The sequence below is a fragment of the Ensifer adhaerens genome, from assembly GCF_028993555.1.
GTDB classification, from domain to species: Bacteria; Pseudomonadota; Alphaproteobacteria; order Rhizobiales; family Rhizobiaceae; genus Ensifer; species Ensifer adhaerens_I.
The window spans coordinates 694940-712055 of sequence record NZ_CP118610.1 but is presented as its reverse complement, the minus strand read 5'-3'; the positions used below and the strand labels follow the sequence as shown (position 1 = coordinate 712055).

Here is a 17116-nt window from a genome sequence, read left to right as displayed (position 1 = left end):
CCGCATCCCGCTCTCACTTAATTTGAGAGATCTGCTATGCCCGTCCATGTCGCACTCTTGCGTGCCGTCAATGTCGGCGGCACCGGATCGCTCGCGATGGCCGATCTCAAGGCGATTTGCGAGGGGCTCGGCTTTGCCGACGTCAGGACCTATATCCAGAGCGGCAACGTGCTGTTCCGCTCGGGTCTGCCGGCAGCCGAAGCAGCGGCGATGCTAGACGGCGCCCTCCTCGAGAAATTGGGGAAGGCGCCGGGCGTGATGATCCGGACCGGTGCGCAGTTGCAGGCGATCGCCGATCGTGCTCCGTTTCCGGACGCCCAACCCAACCTGATGCACGTCGTGTTCCTGTCGGAACCCGCACCCGTGGACGCGCTCGACAAGCTTGTCGCCCCTGACGGCGAACAAGTGCAGGTGGCCGGCAGCGAGATCTACATCCATTTCCCCAGTGGCTCCGGCCGTTCGAAGTTCAAGCTGCCGGCGGCAAAGACCGGCACCGCGCGCAACCTCAATACGGTGCGCAAGCTCGCCAGCCTGGCGCTCCAGATGGAAGGTTAGGCAGCCGCCGGCTGGAACAGCAGCCGAACGAAGGACCGGAGCACGAGCAACTGCTGCGGCAGGCTCTCGGGCTGTTTCAACGCTTTCGACAGGATGATGCCGCCTTCGAGCACCGTCGAAACCATATCGGCCAGTTGATCGACATTCAGCGGTTCGCGCGGCCGATAGACGCGCATGATCTCCGCGAACATCGCGCCGAAGCGTCGTCGCCACGCCAGCGCCGCCTGCCGGTTGATCTCCTGGATCTCACGATCGAATGCGCGCTCCTGCGTGCACATCACCGCAACCAGACAGCCGGGGTGGCCGTTCGGCAGGTCCGACAGAGTTTCCGACAGCAGTTTCAACCCGAGCAGGAGCGCCTGCAGCGGGTCGTCGGCCAACTGATGGGCCCGACCGAAGATCTCGTCGTAGATACGCTCGTCATTCTCGATGTAGCGTTCAAGCAGTGCCCGGGCGAGTTCGTTCTTGTCCCGGAAATGGTAGAAGAAACCGCTCTTGGTAATGCCGATCTCGGCGATCAGTTCGTCGATCGAGGTCGCGCCGAAACCCTTCGCCAGCACCGCTGCCTCCGCGGTGTCGAGAATTCTCGCTCGCGTTTCCTCACCCTTTCGCATTAGCCGCTGCCCTACCATTGGTGCGGTTTCCGACAACGAAGGGGCCACCAGCTGGCGACGCCGCGACGGAACCAACGCAGTAAGTGACTGATTTCGCTTCAATATGCGGATATATTAGCAACAGTATACCTTAAGTCGTCTAGTTTAGAAGACGATAAAAAGGCAGTAATCTACCTGGTTCTGCGGGATTGGAGGTGTCCCCGAGCCTCATCAGCAAGACTGAAACGGTGGAGACCGACATGGCCAAATACCGACGGAGCCTGCCACTCTTGAAGGGTGGGCTGTTCCTGAGCGACGGCGGCATGGAGACGACGCTGATCTTTCACGAGGGCGTCACGCTTCCGCATTTCGCAGCCTTCGTGTTGCTTTCGACCGCCGATGGGCGGCGACGGCTGCTGAACTACTACGCACGCTACCTCGCAATCGCCCAGCAACATGGCACCGGCTTTGTACTCGACACGCCCACCTGGCGTGCCAGCGCGGACTGGGGCGTCAAGCTCGGCTACAATGACCATGCTTTGACCGAAGTGAACCAGAATGCCATCTACATACTCTCGGAACTGCGCGGCGAATACGAACGCCCGCAGGCGCCGATCGTGCTCAGCGGAGCGATCGGTCCGCGTGGCGACGGCTATCGACTGGGCCGTATGAGCCCTGACGAGGCCGAAGACTATCATTCGCCACAAATCTCGGCCTTCGCGGCCAGCGAGGCGGACATGGTGAGCGCCTATACGCTGACCAGCATCGACGAAGCGATCGGCATCGCCCGTGCTGCACAAAGCCACGGAATGCCCTCGGCCATTTCCTTCACTGTGGAGACAAATGGTCGGCTGCCGGACGGCCGAACGCTTCAAGCCGCGATAGAGACCGTCGACGCTTCGACCGACGGCTATCCGCACTACTACATGATCAACTGCGCCCATCCGAGCCATTTCGAAACGGTCCTCGACGCTCGGGGCACCTGGACGCAACGCATTGCCGGCATCCGGGCCAATGCCTCGATGATGAGCCACGCCGAACTCGACAATAGTGAAACGCTCGATGCCGGCGATCCCGCCGACCTCGGGCAGCGGTACAGAACACTGACAGCGCATTTGCCACGGTTACGCATCCTCGGTGGCTGCTGCGGCACCGATCATCGCCATATCGCGGCAATCTGCGAGGCCTGCCTTCCACCGACGGCGCTGAGCGCCTGAGGTACGGGGCCTCGCCCTCCCGGCCCTCTCGCGAGTAATCGCGGGAGGGCGCCGCTTTTTTTTGCGGCTCTCGCAAAGGCAGTAGCGTCAGGGATGGGAAAAGGTGTGTGCGGCTTTCCGCCCACATCCCGCTCACTTCCAAGGATCGATCACGATGATTTTTGGTGGCGCCGACCACAATCATCGTGATCTCGTGTAGACTTGGGCGGAAAGGACGGCCCCGGGCACCCCCCGCAGACGCCGTTGACCGCTTGATCATGAACTACGCTCCCCCCTCACCGACCGGAAACGCCGAAGCCTTTGTCTTCGACAATAGCTATGCCCGGCTGCCGCAGCAGTTCTTCGCCCGCGTCGAGCCGACACCAGTCGCAGAACCGTGGCTGATCAAGCTCAACAAACCCTTGGCGGAGGAGCTCGGGCTCGACGTCGCAGCGCTTGAACGTGACGGTGCGCAGATCTTCTCCGGAAACCGTGTGCCCGTTGGCGCCGAGCCGCTCGCCATGGCCTATGCCGGGCATCAGTTTGGCACCTTCGTACCGCAGCTTGGCGACGGCCGGGCGATCCTGCTTGGCGAAGTGATCGATCGTACCGGAACGCGGCGCGACATCCAGTTGAAAGGCCCGGGCCAGACGCCGTTCTCACGGCGCGGCGACGGGCGCGCGGCGCTCGGGCCGGTGCTGCGCGAGTATATCGTCAGCGAAGCGATGTTTGCGCTCGGCATCCCGACGACACGGGCGCTTGCGGCCGTGGTCACCGGCCAGCCGGTCTATCGCGAACAGATCCTGCCCGGCGCCATCGTCACGCGCGTTGCCGCGAGCCACATGCGGGTCGGCACCTTCCAGTTCTTCGCCGCACGCGGCGACATGGCTTCGGTGAAGATTCTCGCCGACTACGCGATCGAGCGGCACTATCCCGATATCAGGGACCGTGAGCGGCCCTATCTCGCCTTCTTCAAGGCGGTGTCCGCGCGCCAGGCGGAGCTGATCGCCCGATGGCTGCATGTCGGCTTCATCCATGGCGTGATGAACACCGACAACATGACGATATCGGGCGAGACGATCGATTTCGGCCCCTGTGCCTTCATGGACGCCTACGACCCGAAGAAGGTGTTTTCCTCGATCGACCAGATCGGCCGCTATGCCTATGCGAGCCAGCCCGGCATCGGCCAATGGAACCTCGCCCGCCTGGCCGAGACCCTGGTGCCGCTGTTCGACGAAAACGCAGACACGGCGGTTGAATTGGCCAACGATGCGCTTGGCGAATACGGCGCAATCTTCCAGCGCCATTGGTTGGACGGCATGCGGGCCAAGATCGGGCTGGCCACGAGCGAAGAGAACGATCTCGATCTCGTACAGGCGCTGCTGACAGCCATGCACAAGGGCGAGGCCGATTTCACACTCACCTTCCGGCGGCTCTGCGACAGTGTCCGCGATCCGGCAAGCGATGCGATGCTCGGCGCGACCTTTGCCTCGACCGAGGCAATCCAGCCATGGCTTCAGGACTGGCGCCACCGGCTTGCCCGCGAAACGACGACGCCCGAAGAACGCTCGGCTGCGATGAAGGCCGTGAACCCCGCCTACATCCCCCGCAATCACCGTATCGAACAGGCGATTGTAGCGGCAACCGAGGATGCCGATTTTTCGCTTTTCGAGGCGCTCGTCGACGTGACCGCGAAGCCCTACGAGGATCAGCCGCAATTTGCTGCCTACCAGGAGCCGCCGAAGCCCGAAGAGGAAGTGCAGCGAACCTTCTGCGGCACGTGACCGTCGCCCAAGCAAAGCCCTGATGCGGCGTCGCCTTCTAGCGATCCCGCATCGTTCCTCCGGTCTTGATTCACCGAAACGCTCTATCTTCTTGTTTTTGCGGGCTGCGAAAGGCACGTCCGCGTTTCCCCTCGGGGGATGGATCCAAGCGCGCGTCATGCGGCGTCCGGCAATCGCGGTAACTTGAGCGCAACCCCATCGCATACCCCTAAATTTCCGCATTGCGGAATCGTGGCTATTGAAAGGCAGGTGTGGCGCGTTAGGTGCTACTGCATGTCTCCCTTGATCGTGGCCGATTGAAGGACAAAAACATGCAGCAATTCAAAGTGCTACAGCGACCTTTGCGCGTCTGACAAGACGCGCGGCGCCGTAGCGGTAAGGGCGCCAGGCGCGCCATTCCACACCAGGCTGCCGCGACTTTGCTTGCGACCGCCAATTCCGAAACCAACCTGTCTCACGCGGCCCCGAACGGGGACCGGCGTTATGGAAAAAACCGTGCCGCGGCACCGTTCTTCAATACGGGAGTTTCCATCATGCTCATCCTGACGGCCATCGTCTTCGCCCTTATCGGCCTCGTGCTTGGAGGCGGTGGGGCCAAGCTGCTGGTGCTCGGCGGCAGCCCCGACTACCTCGTCGTTGGTATCGGTTTCCTGCTGACGGCCGTGCTCCTATTCATGCGGAAATCGGCGGCGATCTGGCTCTATGCGTTCATCATCGTCGGCTCGCTTGGCTGGGCGATCTCGGAGGTCGGTTTCGACTGGTGGCAGCTTGGGCCGCGGGGCGGTGTCATCGTACTGCTGGGGCTCTGGCTGATGCTGCCGTCTGTCCGTCGGCCGCTCGGCTTCGAGAGTCCAACGGGGGAGCGCTATGCGGTGAGCGCCTGGCCGCTCGCAATTGCCGTGCTGATCTCGGTCGGCGTCGCCGGCTATGCCCTGACGCTCGATCCGCACGATATCCGCGGCGACCTGCCAAGCGACGTCGTTGCCGCCAACCCTCCGCTCGGTGGCTCGGTGCCTCCGGGCGAATGGCACCAGTATGGGCGTACGCCGTTCGGTCAAAGATACGCGCCCCTTGACCAGATCACGCCGGACAATGTCGGCAATCTGAGGGTTGCCTGGCAGTACCAGACCGGCGACGTCAAACGGCCTGACGACGTCGGGGAGACGACATATCAGGTCACGCCGCTCAAGATCAAAGACACGCTCTATGCCTGCACGCCGCACAACTGGGCGATCGCGCTCGATGCCGCGACCGGCGAAGAGAAATGGAAGTATGATTCCAACTCGGGCATGAACCCCGACCGCCAGCACCAGACCTGCCGCGGTGTCACCTATTGGGCCGATCCGGCTGCCGCGCCGGGCAGTCCCTGCGCCGAGCGGGTTTACCTGCCGACCTCGGACGCACGCCTGATCGCACTCGATGCGGCAACCGGCGCCGTCTGCACCAGCTTTGCCGATAACGGCGTGCTGCATCTCGAAGCGGGCATGAAGTACAATCCGGCAGGCTACTACTATTCGACCTCACCGCCGGTAGCGGTTGCCGGCAAGATCATCATCGGCGGCGCCGTCAACGACAACTACTCGACGCACGAGCAATCCGGCGTCATCCGTGCCTTCGACATCAACTCCGGCGCACTGATCTGGAACTGGGACAGCGGCAACCCGGATGTGACGACGCCTCTTCCCGAAGGCCAGACCTACACGACCAACTCGCCGAACAGCTGGTCAGTGTTCAGCTATGACGAAGCGCTCGGCCTCGTCTACATCCCCATGGGCAACCAGGTGCCGGACCAGCTTGGCATGGGCCGCAGCGAGCACGTCGAGAAATACTCCTCCTCGATCGTCGCGCTCGACATCAGTTCCGGCGCCGTGCGCTGGGTACGGCAGACCGTGCATCACGACCTCTGGGACATGGACGTGCCAGCGCAGCCGGCTCTGCTCGACATCACCAAGGAAGACGGCACCGTGGTCCCGGCGTTGGTCGGGCCGACAAAACAGGGCGATATCTATGTGCTCGACCGCAGAAGCGGCGAGCCGATCATCGCGGTCGACGAGGTTCAGGCGCCAGGTGGCGCAATCCGTGAGGACTTCACCGCGCCGACGCAGCCGGTCTCCGGCCTCACCTTCATGCCTGCACCTTTGCAGGAGAAGGACATGTGGGGCATCACCCTCTTCGACCAGCTTGCGTGCCGCATCGCGTTCCGGTCGTTGAAATACGAAGGGCGCTATACTCCGCCATCTATAGAGGGAACGCTGGTCTATCCCGGCAACTTTGGCACGTTCAACTGGGGATCGGTCGCGGTCGATCCGGAACGGCAGGTGATGTTCGGCATGCCGACCTACCTTGCCTTCACCTCGCGTCTCGTGCCTCGCGACCAGGTTCCGCCCAAGGGACAGGACGAGAAGGGATCGGAACAGGGCCTCAACCGCAACGACGGCGCGCCCTATGGCGTTTTCATGGGCCCCTTCCTCGGGCCGCTCGGCATTCCCTGCCAGGCACCGCCATGGGGTTATGTCGCCGGCGCCGATCTTCGAACCGGCAAGATCGCCTACAAGCATAAGAACGGTACGGTCGAGGACATGGCGCCGCTGCCGCTGCCGTTCAAGGTCGGCGTGCCCGGCATCGGCGGACCGATGATCACCAAGGGCGGCGTCGCCTTTCTCGGCGCCGCCGTCGACGACTATCTGCGCGCCTATGATCTGACGACCGGCCGCCAGCTCTGGGAGGCACGCCTGCCCGCCGGCGGCCAGTCGACACCGATGAGCTATGCGGTCGGCGACAAGCAATATGTGCTGATCGTCGCTGGAGGCCACGGTTCCGTCGGCACGAGGCCGGGCGATTACATCATCGCCTATACCCTGCCCTGAAACGCGAGAAGACATCCCTAGTTTTCGCTAGAAGGTTGCAGCGGCAAGCTCCGCGCAAGCCGACAAAAGCAGCTTCCCCCGGACGACAGATTCCCGGGGGATTCCCATGAAGATCGACAACAGCATCTCGAACTACTACTTCTCCCAGCGCCGCCAGCAGATGGGCACGGTTTCACCGATCGAGGATGGCGGGGCCGATGCGCGTCCGCGTCAAGCTCCGACGATTGCGCCGCCGTCGACGTCGAACGCGCTTTCCAACGCGTTGTGGGCGACCGCGACCCGTGACGAAACCGGCACGGCTTCGATCACCGACAAAGAAGGCGCCGCTCCCTCAGGCAACTCGGTCAGCGACGAGTTCCTGAAGCGGGCGAAGATGAGCCTGGCCGAACAGATCCGCGCGCAGATCCTGGAATCGCTTGGTCTCAGCGAAGAGGACCTCAAGGCGATGGACCCCGAGCAGCGCAAGGCTGTCGAGGACGAAATCCGCCAGGCGATCGAACGTGCAATGGGGGTCGAGAAGCAACGCGACGAGGCAGCCACTGACATCGCCGACAGCGGCAGCGCCTTAGCCTGACCGACGGTTGCGAGCCGCTGATCGTCGGGCGTGACTTGTCCGCCCCGGGCTAAAGATGGTACTCAACGATCCTCAAAAGAGGACCGACACCCGTGCGCCTGATCCGTTAGCGACGCTCATCGACAGAAAAATCACCGACGCCACGGCCGCCCTTCGGCGGCTTTTGGCATGGCTTTTTCTGGCCGTGTGAACGCTTAACGCTGACACAATCGTTCTCCGGCCATCGCTGGGATCATCTTCATGACAAGCACAGGCGGATTCGTTTCCGAAACCGGCAGCCTTCGCGCCGGCCCCTTCGACCTTGGCTATACGATCGAGGGCAGAGGCATGCCGCTGCTCATCATCGGCAGCACCATCTATTACCCGCCCACCTTCTCCTGGAAGCTTCGTGAGAAGCTGGGGCTGATCTTCGTTGACCACCGTGGTTTTGCCCCGGCTCGAACCGAATACGCCTCTGGCGACATCGGTTTCGAGACGGTGCTTACCGATATCGAGCGGCTGCGCGCGCATCTCGGTCTCGAGCGCTTTGCCATCCTCGGCCATTCCGGCCATGGCTACATGGCGCTCGAATATGCCAAACGGCATCCGGGGCGCGTCACCCGCGTGGTCATGGTTGGAACCGGACCGAGCCATTCGGCCCGCCACATGGCGCTTGCCGATCAGGTCTGGGAGGAGACGGTCTCGCCTGAGCGCAAGGCGATCTTCGAGCGGGACATGGCCGCGCTCGGCACTGACATCGCCGCGCGGCCGGAGGACCGCTTCAAATCGCTGCTGATCCGACTTGGTGCCAAGAGCTGGCATCGGCCGGATTTCGACGCAGCGCCGCTTTGGCTCGATGTCACCGTCAACAACGCGGTCTTCGATCATCTCTGGGGTGAGGTCTTTCGGGACATCGATATCCGCAAGGGGTTAAGCACACTGAAGGCGCCCGTGCTGCTTGCCCTTGGCCGGTCGGACTATCTCGTCGCCCCGGCTTCCACCTGGGACGAGTACCGGGGAAACTTCGCGGACCTGACGGTGCGAACCTTCGAAAAGAGCGGGCACACGCCGCAACTGGAGGAAAGCGAGCTCTTCGACGAGGTCTTGCTCTCGTTCCTCGGTAGCAGACCTGGCTGCGGCTGAGCCGGGCCAGGATTGTTGCCAACGCACAGTCTCTGCATTCGGGAAGGGCCCAGACGGGCCCTTCCCTCACCCCACCATTGACACACTGCGGTACGCCATTATCTATTGCTCCAGAAGCTATAGGTTTGAGACGGACATGTATTCCATCGGCGATCTTTCGCGGCGCACCGGCGTCAAAATTCCGACCATCCGCTATTACGAGCAGATGGGGCTGATCGCAGCGCCAGAGCGGTCCGAAGGCAACCAGCGGCGCTATGAGAAGAGCGAACTCGAGCGACTGGCCTTCATCCGCCACGCCCGCGATCTCGGCCTCTCGATCGAATCGATCCGGGATCTGCTCGCCCTCAGCCAGCATCCGGAACGCCCCTGCGGCGAAGCCGACCGCATCGCCAGCGAGCATCTGGCGACCGTTCGCGAAAAGATCGCCCGGCTGAAGAAACTGGAGCAAGAACTGGAACGCATCGTCGCCTGCGACGGCAATCACACGGTGGGCGACTGCTATGTGATCCGGGCGCTCGCCGACCACTCGATGTGCGACAGCGAACACTAGGGCTGCGAACTTAGTTCAAGCGCGCGCAAAATCCCGGTTGACAAAATCTCGAAAACGAACAATCTAGCGCCCATGATCAAGAACGCACCCATTTGCCGCGTGTATTTTTGGCTGTTCCGATAGGAGCGGCCTGCTGATCATATTCAACAAGGCCGCCATCAGGCGGCTTTTGTTTTTCCGGCTCCTGATGGCGACAAAACCCGAGGAGCCCAGACATGCTACAGACCGCCATCCCTACCCTTCATCCTGTCCCAGCGACACGACCGCCGATGGTCACGATCCGCTGCGCCAAGCAGCGCGACCTGCCGGAACTGCGCGAGATGATCGCCGAGCTTGCCGCCCACCACGGCGATGCCGCGCCGATCACGCCGGAACAGCTTGAGCGCGACCTCTTCGGCCGCACGCCCTGGATCACAGCACTCGTTGCCGAGGCCGGCAGCCGGCTGATCGGTTACGCGATCCTGGTGCCGGTCTACCGGGCTGCCGAGGGTGCACGCGGCATGGAACTGCATCACCTCTTCGTTCGCCCCGAAAACCGCGGCACGGGCATCGGCCGCCACCTCGTTGCCAAGGCGCGCGAGCAGGCGAAGATGGCCGGCTGCGACTTCCTTTCGGTCAGCGCCGCCACCGGCAACTTCCAGGCGCATCATTTCTACGAATCCGAACGCTTCGTGCCTCGCCCGGTGACCGGCATGCGCTATATGCAGAAGCTTGGGTGAGGACGGACCGATGCGTCTAGCGATCGTGCTCTGTGAAGGCTTCGCGGATTGGGAATGTGCGCTGTTGATGGCGGCGGCGCGCACCCATCTCGGTATCGATATCGAGGTTGCCACCGCGGACGGCGCACGCGTGACGTCGATGGGCGGGCTCGACGTCTCGGCACATCTGTCGATCGACGCGCTCGACCCTGCGGGCTTCGACGGGTTGGTGATCTGCGGCGGCTCGATCTGGGACACGAATGAGGCTCCCGATTTCTCATCAACGATCCGCGCATTCGATCGCGACAGACGGGTGGTCGCGGCCATTTGCGGCGGCGTCAATGCACTCGCAGCAAGCGGTCTTCTCAACGGTATCGACCACACCGGCAACAGCGCCGAAAGCCTTGCCGCGCTACCCGGCTATCGCGGCAGGCTGCATTACCGCAATCAGCCTCAGGCGCTGCGCAGCGGTCATGTCGTCACCGCCGCGGGAACCGCACCGATCAGCTTTGCCGGCGAGATCCTGCACGGCCTTGGCCTCGGCTCACCGGAACTCGACGGCTTTCTCGCGCTCTACGGACACGAGCACCAGGCGAATGAAAGCGCGAATGTCGATTGAAAAACGCGGCCTAGGACGCGGCTCGAAGCGGATGAACTAGCGCTAGAGCCAGTTCGAGATCTGATCGAGCGGCTTCTTCGCCTTGCCGGCGACCGGAACGGTTGCATCCGGGGCCGGATAGCCGACAACCAGGATCAGGAACGGCTTTTCACTTTCCGGTCTGCCGCAGATCTCGTTGAGGAAATTCATCGGCGCTGGCGTATGGGTGAGCGTCGCGAGCCCGGCATGGTGCAGCGCCGTGATCAGGATGCCCGTGGCGATACCGACGCTTTCATTGATGTAGTAGTTCTTCTTCAGGTCGCCCGGGTTGGGCCCGCCGCGCTTTTGCGAGAAGATAACGATCAGGTAGGGTGCGGTTTCAAGGAATGGCTTGTCCTCGTCCGTTCCGAGCGGCGCCAATGCGTCGAGCCATTCCTGAGGTGCCTTGTCCCGATAGAAGACGCGCTCTTCCTCTTCCGCCGCGCGGCGCACCTTAGCCTTGATCGCGGCACTTTCTATGACAGTAAAATGCCAGGGCTGATGATTGGCACCACTCGGAGCCGTGCCGGCCGCCTTCAGGCAGGTTTCGATCACTTCCCGCGGCACCGCGCGATCGCTGAAATAGCGTGTGGTCCGGCGACGGTTGATCTCTTCGTAGAAGTCAGCGGCCCGCGTCGCCATCTCCTCAGGGCTGCGTTCGATCCACTGGTCATAGGGCACGGTCTCGTGTGGGCGCATTTCAGTCTCCTCCCCGTTGTCCTCCAGCACCGCTCGCCCCTCTCGACGCATGGAGACCGCCGCAACGCCTTGAATTCCTGCATGTTTTTCGTCTCAACCGGCGACGATCAAGCGAAGCGTGCAGAAGGAGTTGAGCGCGCCTTGTCGCGAAGATCAAGGGTCAGAGCGCTGGCACCGCCTTGAGATAGGCGGCAATCGCCTCCCGGTCGGCCGGCGTCAGCTTGGCCATGTTCTTCTGCACCTCGACCATGGAGCCGCCGACGGAATCGAATTCCGGCGTGAAGCCGGTTTCCAGATAGGAGGCGATATCAGACGCGCTCCAGCCGCCGATACTCTTGGAACCGGGCGTGATGTCCGGGATGCGGCCCTGGCCCTCCGGATTGGGCGCGCCGGCCAGCCACTGATCAGGCTCGAAACCGCCAATCGCATTGCGAGGCGTATGGCACTCGCCGCAATGGCCGGGCCCTTCGACGAGATACTGGCCGCGGGCAAGCTTTGGATCGCTGGCGTCGACCGCGACGCGTGGCTTGTCCGTCAGGAACAGCAGCTTCCAGCCTCCCAACGCCACCCGCATGTTGTAGGGGAACGGCAGTTCGTGCGGCGGCGCAACTTCGGTGCTCTTCGGCAGGGTCTTCATGAAACCCCAGAGATCGTTGACGTCCTTGGTCGTCATGCGCGCATAGGAGCCATAGGGGAAGGACGGATAGAGATGCTCGCCGTTGCGTCCCACGCCGCGGGTCATGGCGTTGCCGAAGTCCGCAAGCGTCCACCCGCCGATCCCGGCGGTCCCGTCAGGCGAGATGTTCGGCGCATGGAACGTTCCGAAGGGGCTTTTCAGCGGCGCGCCGCCGGAAAGAACGAGACGAGCGTCACCTTCGGCGCCCTGCTTGGCATGGCAGCTCACGCAGCCGCCTGCCCAGAAAACCTGTTCGCCATTGGCGAGGTCCGGCTCACCCAGCCCCTCCCAATGAGAGGCGCTCCACGGCGCCGGCTTCGTCAGCCACCAAAATGCTGCCCCGCCGACGACGCCCAGCACCACAAGACCCGAAATCAGCTTTCTCGCGCGACGACCCATTGTCACCCCTCGTGCCCTGTCACAAACCGACCGGCCTCAGATACAGATAGAGGCACGCGCTCGAAGTCGCGTGCCTCCCTCCTCAACATGATGCGACGTCGCCGCCCGTCAATTCTTCTTCAGGCGATAGCTCTCATGACAGCTGCCGCAGTCTTTGCCGATGCCACCGAGGGCAGCGCCAACGGCCGCCTGGTCGGCAGGAAGCTGGGCCAGGACCGTCGCGGTATCAGTGCCGAGCTTGGCGGCCTTGGCCTTGAAGTCATCCATGTTTTCCCAGATCTTCGGGCTCGCCTCGGTCTCATGGCCCGTCTCCGAGCCGGCCGGGAAGTGATCCGGGAAGGTCTTCATCGTCTCGCTGATCGTCGTCAGCGACGCCTTGACGACCTCGGCATCGTAGGGCTTCTCGCCCTTCGCAATACCGACAAGCGCGCCGGTCGCCGCGCCGACCTTCTTCATCGCCTGCTGGCGAACCACCTGCGGTTCGTCGGCCGCAGTCACGGCAGTAACACCCAGGCCCGCAAGAGCGGCAGCCAACATCAGTGCGCGTATTTTCATCAGGATCTCCCGGTCAATCAAATCTGCTTGGCGAATCTGCCTGGCTAGCCTTCAAGTCCAATGCGCCGGCATGATGTCATCTTGATTATTCTGCGGAAGTAACATTTTTTTGATGTGCTTGTTACGACAGCGGAATTTCCGATGGTCGCCCCGTATTTCCGGGATTTTTTCCGGTCAGAACCACAAATATGATTATTATAGTCATGTTTATACTTCTGGCCGGTCGCGGTGGACATCAGTTCGCCCAGCCCTGCCAGATGGTGAAAGCCGCGACCAGGATGAGCACCACCCCTGCGGCACGACCGATCCATACCGTTGCGCCGGGGCTGCCGACCAGGAAATCACGACCGCGGCCGGCGGCGAGCGCCAGGCCGCCATAGATCGCGAGCTGCGTTGTCGCGATCATTGCGGCCATGACCAGGGCCTGTGACCAGATCGGCCCGAACTGGGGTTTGAGGAACTGCGGATAGACCGCCAGCATGAAGAGATAGGCCTTCGGGTTCATCAGGCTCGTCAGCGCGCCCTGCCGGAAACTGGCCCAGCGCGACAGCTTCCCCGAACCTTCGATGCCACCGATGGTGATCGAACTCCTGACGAGCGAAAAACCGATCCATGCGATGTAGGCAGCACCGGCGACAAGCAGCACGTTGAAGAGACCGGGTACCAGATGCAGGATGACACTGACCCCGAGAGCCGCATAGAGCGTGTGCAGCACGCCGCCGGCCATGATGCCGGCCGTCGCCGACAGTCCGGAGGCCCGCCCGCCCGTCAGTGAATTCGCCAGAACGAAGACCATATCCATGCCCGGCACGATGATGATGCCGAACAGCAAGGTGAAGAAGAGCCAGAGATTTTCCGTGTAGGTCATGTCAGTTGTCCGTCACCTGTTTTCTCATTTCCCAAGACGAATTGCTGTTTTTTCAATTCGTTGTCTGATGGTATATATCCGGGCAACTGACAAGGTATTGTCAGGAGCGTTGATGACGGGGGCGGTTTTCGATGCGCAAGGCGGCACGGCTTTTCGAGATCATCCAGATTCTCAGGCTTGCGAGGAAACCCGTGACGGGCGCGCAAATGGCCGAAGCACTGGAGGTGACAGTGCGCTCGATCTATCGCGATATCGCAGCACTTCAGGCGATGCGGGTACCGATCGAGGGCGGCCGCGGCATCGGCTATATCCTCAGGCCCGGCTTCGACCTGCCACCTCTGATGTTCTCGATCGAGGAGACCGAGGCGATCGCCGTGGCGCTGGCCCTGCTATCGCGGACTGGCGACGAAGAGCTGAAGGCGGCTGCCGGCCGCGTCAACAACAAGATCACTGCAGCCGTGCCCGAACCACTCCGGCTCGCCTTTCGTTCCCAGGCGCTGCATGCTTGGGGAACGATCACCCCTTCGCCTGCCGGTATTGATCTCGCCTTGGTGCGCCGGGCGATCCGCGACGAACAGAAGCTCGAACTCAATTATCGCGACGAACTCGGCCGGGCGACGGAACGGATGATCCGGCCGGTGGCGCTGATCTACTATTCCGAAACCGCCAACATCGTGGCCTGGTGTGAATTGCGGCAGGCGATCCGCAATTTCCGGGCAGACCGCGTCGAGCATTGCGAAGCGACCGACGCCTATTTTCCGGGCGAAGGCAACCGCCTGAGGGAACTGTGGGTCAGCGGCTGGAAGACGCCACCGACGGCGGCCTGACGAGGCGCTCACCGGAGCCCTACCGAAAAGAAAAGACCCGGCGCAAGCGCCGGGTCCAAATGTCATGCAGAGAAGACGAGCCGCTTACTTGGCGGCCGCTTCGTACATTTCGAGCACGTAATCCCAGTTGATCAGGCTGTCGACGAAGGCTTCGAGGTACTTCGGACGCGCGTTGCGGTAGTCGATGTAATAGGAGTGTTCCCAGACGTCGACGCCGAGGATCGGCGAAGCACCATGAACGAGCGGGTTTTCGCCGTTCGGGGTCTTCGAGATTTCAAGCTTGCCGTTCTTGACCGAGAGCCAGGCCCAGCCCGAACCGAACTGGCCGGTGCCGGCGGCGATGAAGTCGGCACGGAACTTGTCGTAGCCGCCGAGATCGGACTTGATCGCCGCCTCGAGCTTGGCCGGCAGGCTGGTGCCGCCGCCGCCCTTCTTCATCCACTTCCAGAAATGGATGTGGTTGTAGTGCTGGCCGGCATTGTTGAACAACGGCTGGTTGGTACCGTAGGACTTCTTGACGACTTCCTCGAGCGACAGGTCGGCAAGGCCTGCTTCTTCGGCAAGCTTGTTGCCGTTGGTCACGTAAGCGAGGTGATGCTTGTCGTGGTGATATTCGAGCGTCTCGCGCGACATGTAGGGCGCCAGCGCATCGTAGTCATAGGGAAGGTTCGGCAATTCGAAAGCCATGTGGGCATCTCCTCTTGGCATGGGATTTCGTCAGGTAATTCTGTGAGCGGGAACATAGGCACCGGCCCCGATGGAGGCAACCGATGCAATGCCAATTTTTCCTCAACCCACGGAATATACTTTCAACATCATTTTGAAAGCATGACACTTTCGAGCACATTCATGCCACGGTTTGCTTGCAGCTTTGCGGCGGCTACAACCACGCATAAAGGACCGTCGATGCCACAGCGTCTGATCCCCGCCCTCGCCCTTTCCGCCGCCGCCGCGCTCGCTGCTTCAAGTGCCTCAGCCTCTTCCGGCGACGCCTGGGAGGCGTTCCGGACAGAGGTTTCAAAAAAGTGCCTGGCCGCAGCCACCTCGCTGCAAAAGGCCAGCGTCGTCGTCGACCCCTTCGGCTCGGAAAGCTTCGGCCTGGCGCTGGTTGTCGGTACGCCAAAAGGCTCCAAGGCCGCTGTCACACAGATCTGCGTCTTCGACAAGCAGAAGAAGACAGTTGAACTCGGCGGTGAACTGACGCCCGACGCGGTGAAGGTCGGTGTGCCGGCGAAGAAGAAATAGCCCGGGCGCGAGCGATCCGGCGCAAGCCGTTCGATTGCCGCACACCGCTACAGAGGGTTGCGAATAGGCACCCATGCAATTACCGGATCCTCACTGTCCTTGCCTCCTGCGCACCGTCGCAGGATGACTATGCGCACCTGCAGGCAGCGGCCCAAGGCAGCCCGGCTCTTCAAGAGGCGATGTACCAGGACTGCGTCAACAAGAAGTGGTCGAAGTCGGATCTACAGGGCGCGCGATGCTGCTCAATGTTCCTCCGAGCAAGGTTCCGACCCTTGCCTGCAAGCGGCTCGTCAACGCGCTGGCGTCCGGCCGGCTCAAGTATGCCGACGTCCGGCAGAACATGAACAATGGCAGTCCGACGGTAAACCTCATCAAAATTCCGCAGGGACGGTACGCCGCCGACCCGCTTCCGTGGACCTGGTCTGGCGTGCGGGAAATTGCCGTGCAGACCAAGGCGTCGTCGATCCGTGGTCGGGTAAAGTCGGCCGCCGCGCCCCAGGAACAGGTTTCGAGGACTGCTCCTCCCTTGAGCTTCGACCGACCAGTTGGTAGACCTTGCTCATGGTGAGCGATACTTCCGAGCGGATCCTCGACGCGGCCGAACGCCTGATGGTGTCGCGGGGCTACAACGCGTTCAGCTACGCGGACATCTCGGCGGAGGTCGGCATCGGCAAGGCGACCATCCACCATCATTTCCCGACAAAGGCGGACCTTGCCGCAGCCGTGCTTGCCCGCTACCGCAAGAACAATCGCCGTAGTGTCGAGCAACTGTTTGCGGCTGTCAGCGATCCGGTGGCCCGGCTCGAGGCCTATATCGGCTTCTGGGAAGAGTGTATCGCCAAACAGGACATGCCTTTCTGTATCGGCGCCCTTCTCGCCTCGGAGATACCTTCGCTGCCTGATATTGTCGTCGCGCAAGTGCGCGGCCATTTCGCCGACCTCTCCGGCTGGCTCGGAGCAACGATCGAGGACGGTGTGGCGTCAGGCCGCCTGAAGGCCGCACAAGGATCCAGGACAGCCGCCGAGGCGCTCATGGCGACGGTCCACGGCGCAATGCTTGCCGCGCGCGTTGCCGGTTCGGATCCAGCCGTGTTTTCGTCGATCGCGCGGCCGGCCCTGGACCAGCTTCAGGAAACGGGGAAGGCCTGATCCGGACGTAACCGCCGTCCGGTCCACGACCGCCTGTTCCCGCGGGAACGGCAAGCCGCGGACGTCAGCATTAGAAATTTTCGCAACCGGACGCGATGGCAGTTGAACTCATCGCGTTTCTT

General features: G+C 62.3%; 19 protein-coding genes. 13 read left to right on the top strand and 6 right to left on the bottom strand.

Annotated elements, in window-relative coordinates:
* Window positions 1-36: 36 nt before the first annotated feature.
* Window positions 37-555 (top strand): DUF1697 domain-containing protein, encoded by a 519-nt coding sequence (locus PWG15_RS03370; RefSeq protein ID WP_275023094.1) that lies wholly within the window; start codon window positions 37-39, stop codon window positions 553-555.
* On the opposite strand, the gene PWG15_RS03365 is transcribed toward PWG15_RS03370, so the two are convergent.
* On the bottom strand, window positions 552-1169 hold the full coding sequence (locus PWG15_RS03365; RefSeq protein ID WP_275023093.1) for a TetR/AcrR family transcriptional regulator: 618 nt from the start codon (window positions 1167-1169) through the stop codon (window positions 552-554). The two genes, PWG15_RS03370 and PWG15_RS03365, sit on opposite strands and share 4 nt — an antisense overlap.
* A gap of 239 nt (window positions 1170-1408) precedes the next feature.
* Between PWG15_RS03365 and PWG15_RS03360 the strand changes: the two genes are divergently transcribed.
* From PWG15_RS03360 to PWG15_RS03325, 8 genes are all read left to right on the top strand, one after another.
* Window positions 1409-2365 carry a homocysteine S-methyltransferase family protein gene (locus PWG15_RS03360; protein ID WP_275023092.1) on the top strand — a complete coding sequence of 319 codons (957 nt, stop codon included), beginning with the start codon at window positions 1409-1411 and terminating at the stop codon, window positions 2363-2365.
* 257 nt (window positions 2366-2622) lie between these two features.
* Window positions 2623-4128, top strand: a complete 1506-nt coding sequence (locus PWG15_RS03355) for a protein adenylyltransferase SelO (protein ID WP_275023091.1) — start codon at window positions 2623-2625, stop codon at window positions 4126-4128.
* Between the two features lie 533 nt (window positions 4129-4661).
* A complete protein-coding gene (locus PWG15_RS03350) occupies window positions 4662-6995 on the top strand; it encodes a glucose/quinate/shikimate family membrane-bound PQQ-dependent dehydrogenase (RefSeq protein ID WP_425536735.1) in 2334 nt (777 codons plus the stop codon).
* 106 nt (window positions 6996-7101) lie between these two features.
* A complete protein-coding gene (locus PWG15_RS03345) occupies window positions 7102-7569 on the top strand; it encodes a hypothetical protein (protein WP_275023090.1) in 468 nt (155 codons plus the stop codon).
* Window positions 7570-7809: 240 nt separating this feature from the next.
* A complete protein-coding gene (locus tag PWG15_RS03340) occupies window positions 7810-8691 on the top strand; it encodes an alpha/beta fold hydrolase (protein ID WP_275023089.1) in 882 nt (293 codons plus the stop codon).
* 136 nt (window positions 8692-8827) lie between these two features.
* The gene (locus PWG15_RS03335) at window positions 8828-9241 is read left to right on the top strand and encodes a MerR family transcriptional regulator (RefSeq protein WP_275023088.1); all 414 of its coding nucleotides are present in this window, start codon (window positions 8828-8830) and stop codon (window positions 9239-9241) included.
* A gap of 215 nt (window positions 9242-9456) precedes the next feature.
* On the top strand, window positions 9457-9960 hold the full coding sequence (locus tag PWG15_RS03330; RefSeq protein WP_275023087.1) for a GNAT family N-acetyltransferase: 504 nt from the start codon (window positions 9457-9459) through the stop codon (window positions 9958-9960).
* 10 nt (window positions 9961-9970) lie between these two features.
* Window positions 9971-10558 carry a DJ-1/PfpI family protein gene (locus tag PWG15_RS03325; protein ID WP_275023086.1) on the top strand — a complete coding sequence of 196 codons (588 nt, stop codon included), beginning with the start codon at window positions 9971-9973 and terminating at the stop codon, window positions 10556-10558.
* Between the two features lie 42 nt (window positions 10559-10600).
* Here PWG15_RS03325 and PWG15_RS03320 read toward each other — a convergent pair whose 3' ends face one another.
* The 4 genes from PWG15_RS03320 to PWG15_RS03305 all read right to left on the bottom strand — a co-directional run bounded on the left by PWG15_RS03320 (window position 10601) and on the right by PWG15_RS03305 (window position 13773).
* Entirely contained in the window at window positions 10601-11275 is a 675-nt protein-coding gene (locus tag PWG15_RS03320; RefSeq protein ID WP_275023085.1) for a nitroreductase family protein, read from the bottom strand.
* Window positions 11276-11435: 160 nt separating this feature from the next.
* Window positions 11436-12350 carry a c-type cytochrome gene (locus tag PWG15_RS03315; RefSeq protein WP_275023084.1) on the bottom strand — a complete coding sequence of 305 codons (915 nt, stop codon included), beginning with the start codon at window positions 12348-12350 and terminating at the stop codon, window positions 11436-11438.
* Window positions 12351-12458: 108 nt separating this feature from the next.
* Window positions 12459-12905, bottom strand: a complete 447-nt coding sequence (locus PWG15_RS03310) for a c-type cytochrome (protein ID WP_275023083.1) — start codon at window positions 12903-12905, stop codon at window positions 12459-12461.
* Between the two features lie 235 nt (window positions 12906-13140).
* Window positions 13141-13773: a LysE family translocator gene (locus PWG15_RS03305; protein WP_058325547.1), complete on the bottom strand. Its 633-nt coding sequence runs from the start codon at window positions 13771-13773 to the stop codon at window positions 13141-13143.
* Between the two features lie 131 nt (window positions 13774-13904).
* Between PWG15_RS03305 and PWG15_RS03300 the strand changes: the two genes are divergently transcribed.
* The gene (locus PWG15_RS03300) at window positions 13905-14600 is read left to right on the top strand and encodes a helix-turn-helix transcriptional regulator (protein WP_275023082.1); all 696 of its coding nucleotides are present in this window, start codon (window positions 13905-13907) and stop codon (window positions 14598-14600) included.
* Window positions 14601-14684: 84 nt separating this feature from the next.
* On the opposite strand, the gene PWG15_RS03295 is transcribed toward PWG15_RS03300, so the two are convergent.
* Window positions 14685-15287 (bottom strand): superoxide dismutase, encoded by a 603-nt coding sequence (locus PWG15_RS03295; RefSeq protein WP_275023081.1) that lies wholly within the window; start codon window positions 15285-15287, stop codon window positions 14685-14687.
* Window positions 15288-15506: 219 nt separating this feature from the next.
* Between PWG15_RS03295 and PWG15_RS03290 the strand changes: the two genes are divergently transcribed.
* The 3 genes from PWG15_RS03290 (at window position 15507) to PWG15_RS03280 (ending at window position 16994) form a co-directional block, all read left to right on the top strand.
* On the top strand, window positions 15507-15845 hold the full coding sequence (locus PWG15_RS03290) for a hypothetical protein (RefSeq protein ID WP_275023080.1): 339 nt from the start codon (window positions 15507-15509) through the stop codon (window positions 15843-15845).
* Window positions 15846-16080: 235 nt separating this feature from the next.
* Window positions 16081-16413 carry a hypothetical protein gene (locus PWG15_RS03285; RefSeq protein WP_275023079.1) on the top strand — a complete coding sequence of 111 codons (333 nt, stop codon included), beginning with the start codon at window positions 16081-16083 and terminating at the stop codon, window positions 16411-16413.
* On the top strand, window positions 16407-16994 hold the full coding sequence (locus tag PWG15_RS03280) for a TetR/AcrR family transcriptional regulator (RefSeq protein ID WP_275023078.1): 588 nt from the start codon (window positions 16407-16409) through the stop codon (window positions 16992-16994). Before PWG15_RS03285 ends, PWG15_RS03280 begins: the two co-directional genes overlap by 7 nt.
* Window positions 16995-17116: the final 122 nt, after the last annotated feature.

Coding starts and splice junctions, on each gene's coding strand:
- PWG15_RS03340 (WP_275023089.1), top strand. CDS start 7,810: ATGACAAGCACAGGCGGATTCGTTTCCGAAACCGGCAGCCTTCGCGCC.
- PWG15_RS03295 (WP_275023081.1), bottom strand. CDS start 15,287: ATGGCTTTCGAATTGCCGAACCTTCCCTATGACTACGATGCGCTGGCG.
- PWG15_RS03280 (WP_275023078.1), top strand. CDS start 16,407: ATGGTGAGCGATACTTCCGAGCGGATCCTCGACGCGGCCGAACGCCTG.
- PWG15_RS03335 (WP_275023088.1), top strand. CDS start 8,828: ATGTATTCCATCGGCGATCTTTCGCGGCGCACCGGCGTCAAAATTCCG.
- PWG15_RS03330 (WP_275023087.1), top strand. CDS start 9,457: ATGCTACAGACCGCCATCCCTACCCTTCATCCTGTCCCAGCGACACGA.
- PWG15_RS03370 (WP_275023094.1), top strand. CDS start 37: ATGCCCGTCCATGTCGCACTCTTGCGTGCCGTCAATGTCGGCGGCACC.
- PWG15_RS03365 (WP_275023093.1), bottom strand. CDS start 1,169: ATGCGAAAGGGTGAGGAAACGCGAGCGAGAATTCTCGACACCGCGGAG.
- PWG15_RS03360 (WP_275023092.1), top strand. CDS start 1,409: ATGGCCAAATACCGACGGAGCCTGCCACTCTTGAAGGGTGGGCTGTTC.
- PWG15_RS03305 (WP_058325547.1), bottom strand. CDS start 13,773: ATGACCTACACGGAAAATCTCTGGCTCTTCTTCACCTTGCTGTTCGGC.
- PWG15_RS03290 (WP_275023080.1), top strand. CDS start 15,507: ATGCCACAGCGTCTGATCCCCGCCCTCGCCCTTTCCGCCGCCGCCGCG.
- PWG15_RS03345 (WP_275023090.1), top strand. CDS start 7,102: ATGAAGATCGACAACAGCATCTCGAACTACTACTTCTCCCAGCGCCGC.
- PWG15_RS03350 (WP_425536735.1), top strand. CDS start 4,662: ATGCTCATCCTGACGGCCATCGTCTTCGCCCTTATCGGCCTCGTGCTT.
- PWG15_RS03315 (WP_275023084.1), bottom strand. CDS start 12,350: ATGGGTCGTCGCGCGAGAAAGCTGATTTCGGGTCTTGTGGTGCTGGGC.
- PWG15_RS03355 (WP_275023091.1), top strand. CDS start 2,623: ATGAACTACGCTCCCCCCTCACCGACCGGAAACGCCGAAGCCTTTGTC.
- PWG15_RS03320 (WP_275023085.1), bottom strand. CDS start 11,275: ATGCGCCCACACGAGACCGTGCCCTATGACCAGTGGATCGAACGCAGC.
- PWG15_RS03325 (WP_275023086.1), top strand. CDS start 9,971: ATGCGTCTAGCGATCGTGCTCTGTGAAGGCTTCGCGGATTGGGAATGT.
- PWG15_RS03285 (WP_275023079.1), top strand. CDS start 16,081: ATGCTGCTCAATGTTCCTCCGAGCAAGGTTCCGACCCTTGCCTGCAAG.
- PWG15_RS03310 (WP_275023083.1), bottom strand. CDS start 12,905: ATGAAAATACGCGCACTGATGTTGGCTGCCGCTCTTGCGGGCCTGGGT.
- PWG15_RS03300 (WP_275023082.1), top strand. CDS start 13,905: ATGCGCAAGGCGGCACGGCTTTTCGAGATCATCCAGATTCTCAGGCTT.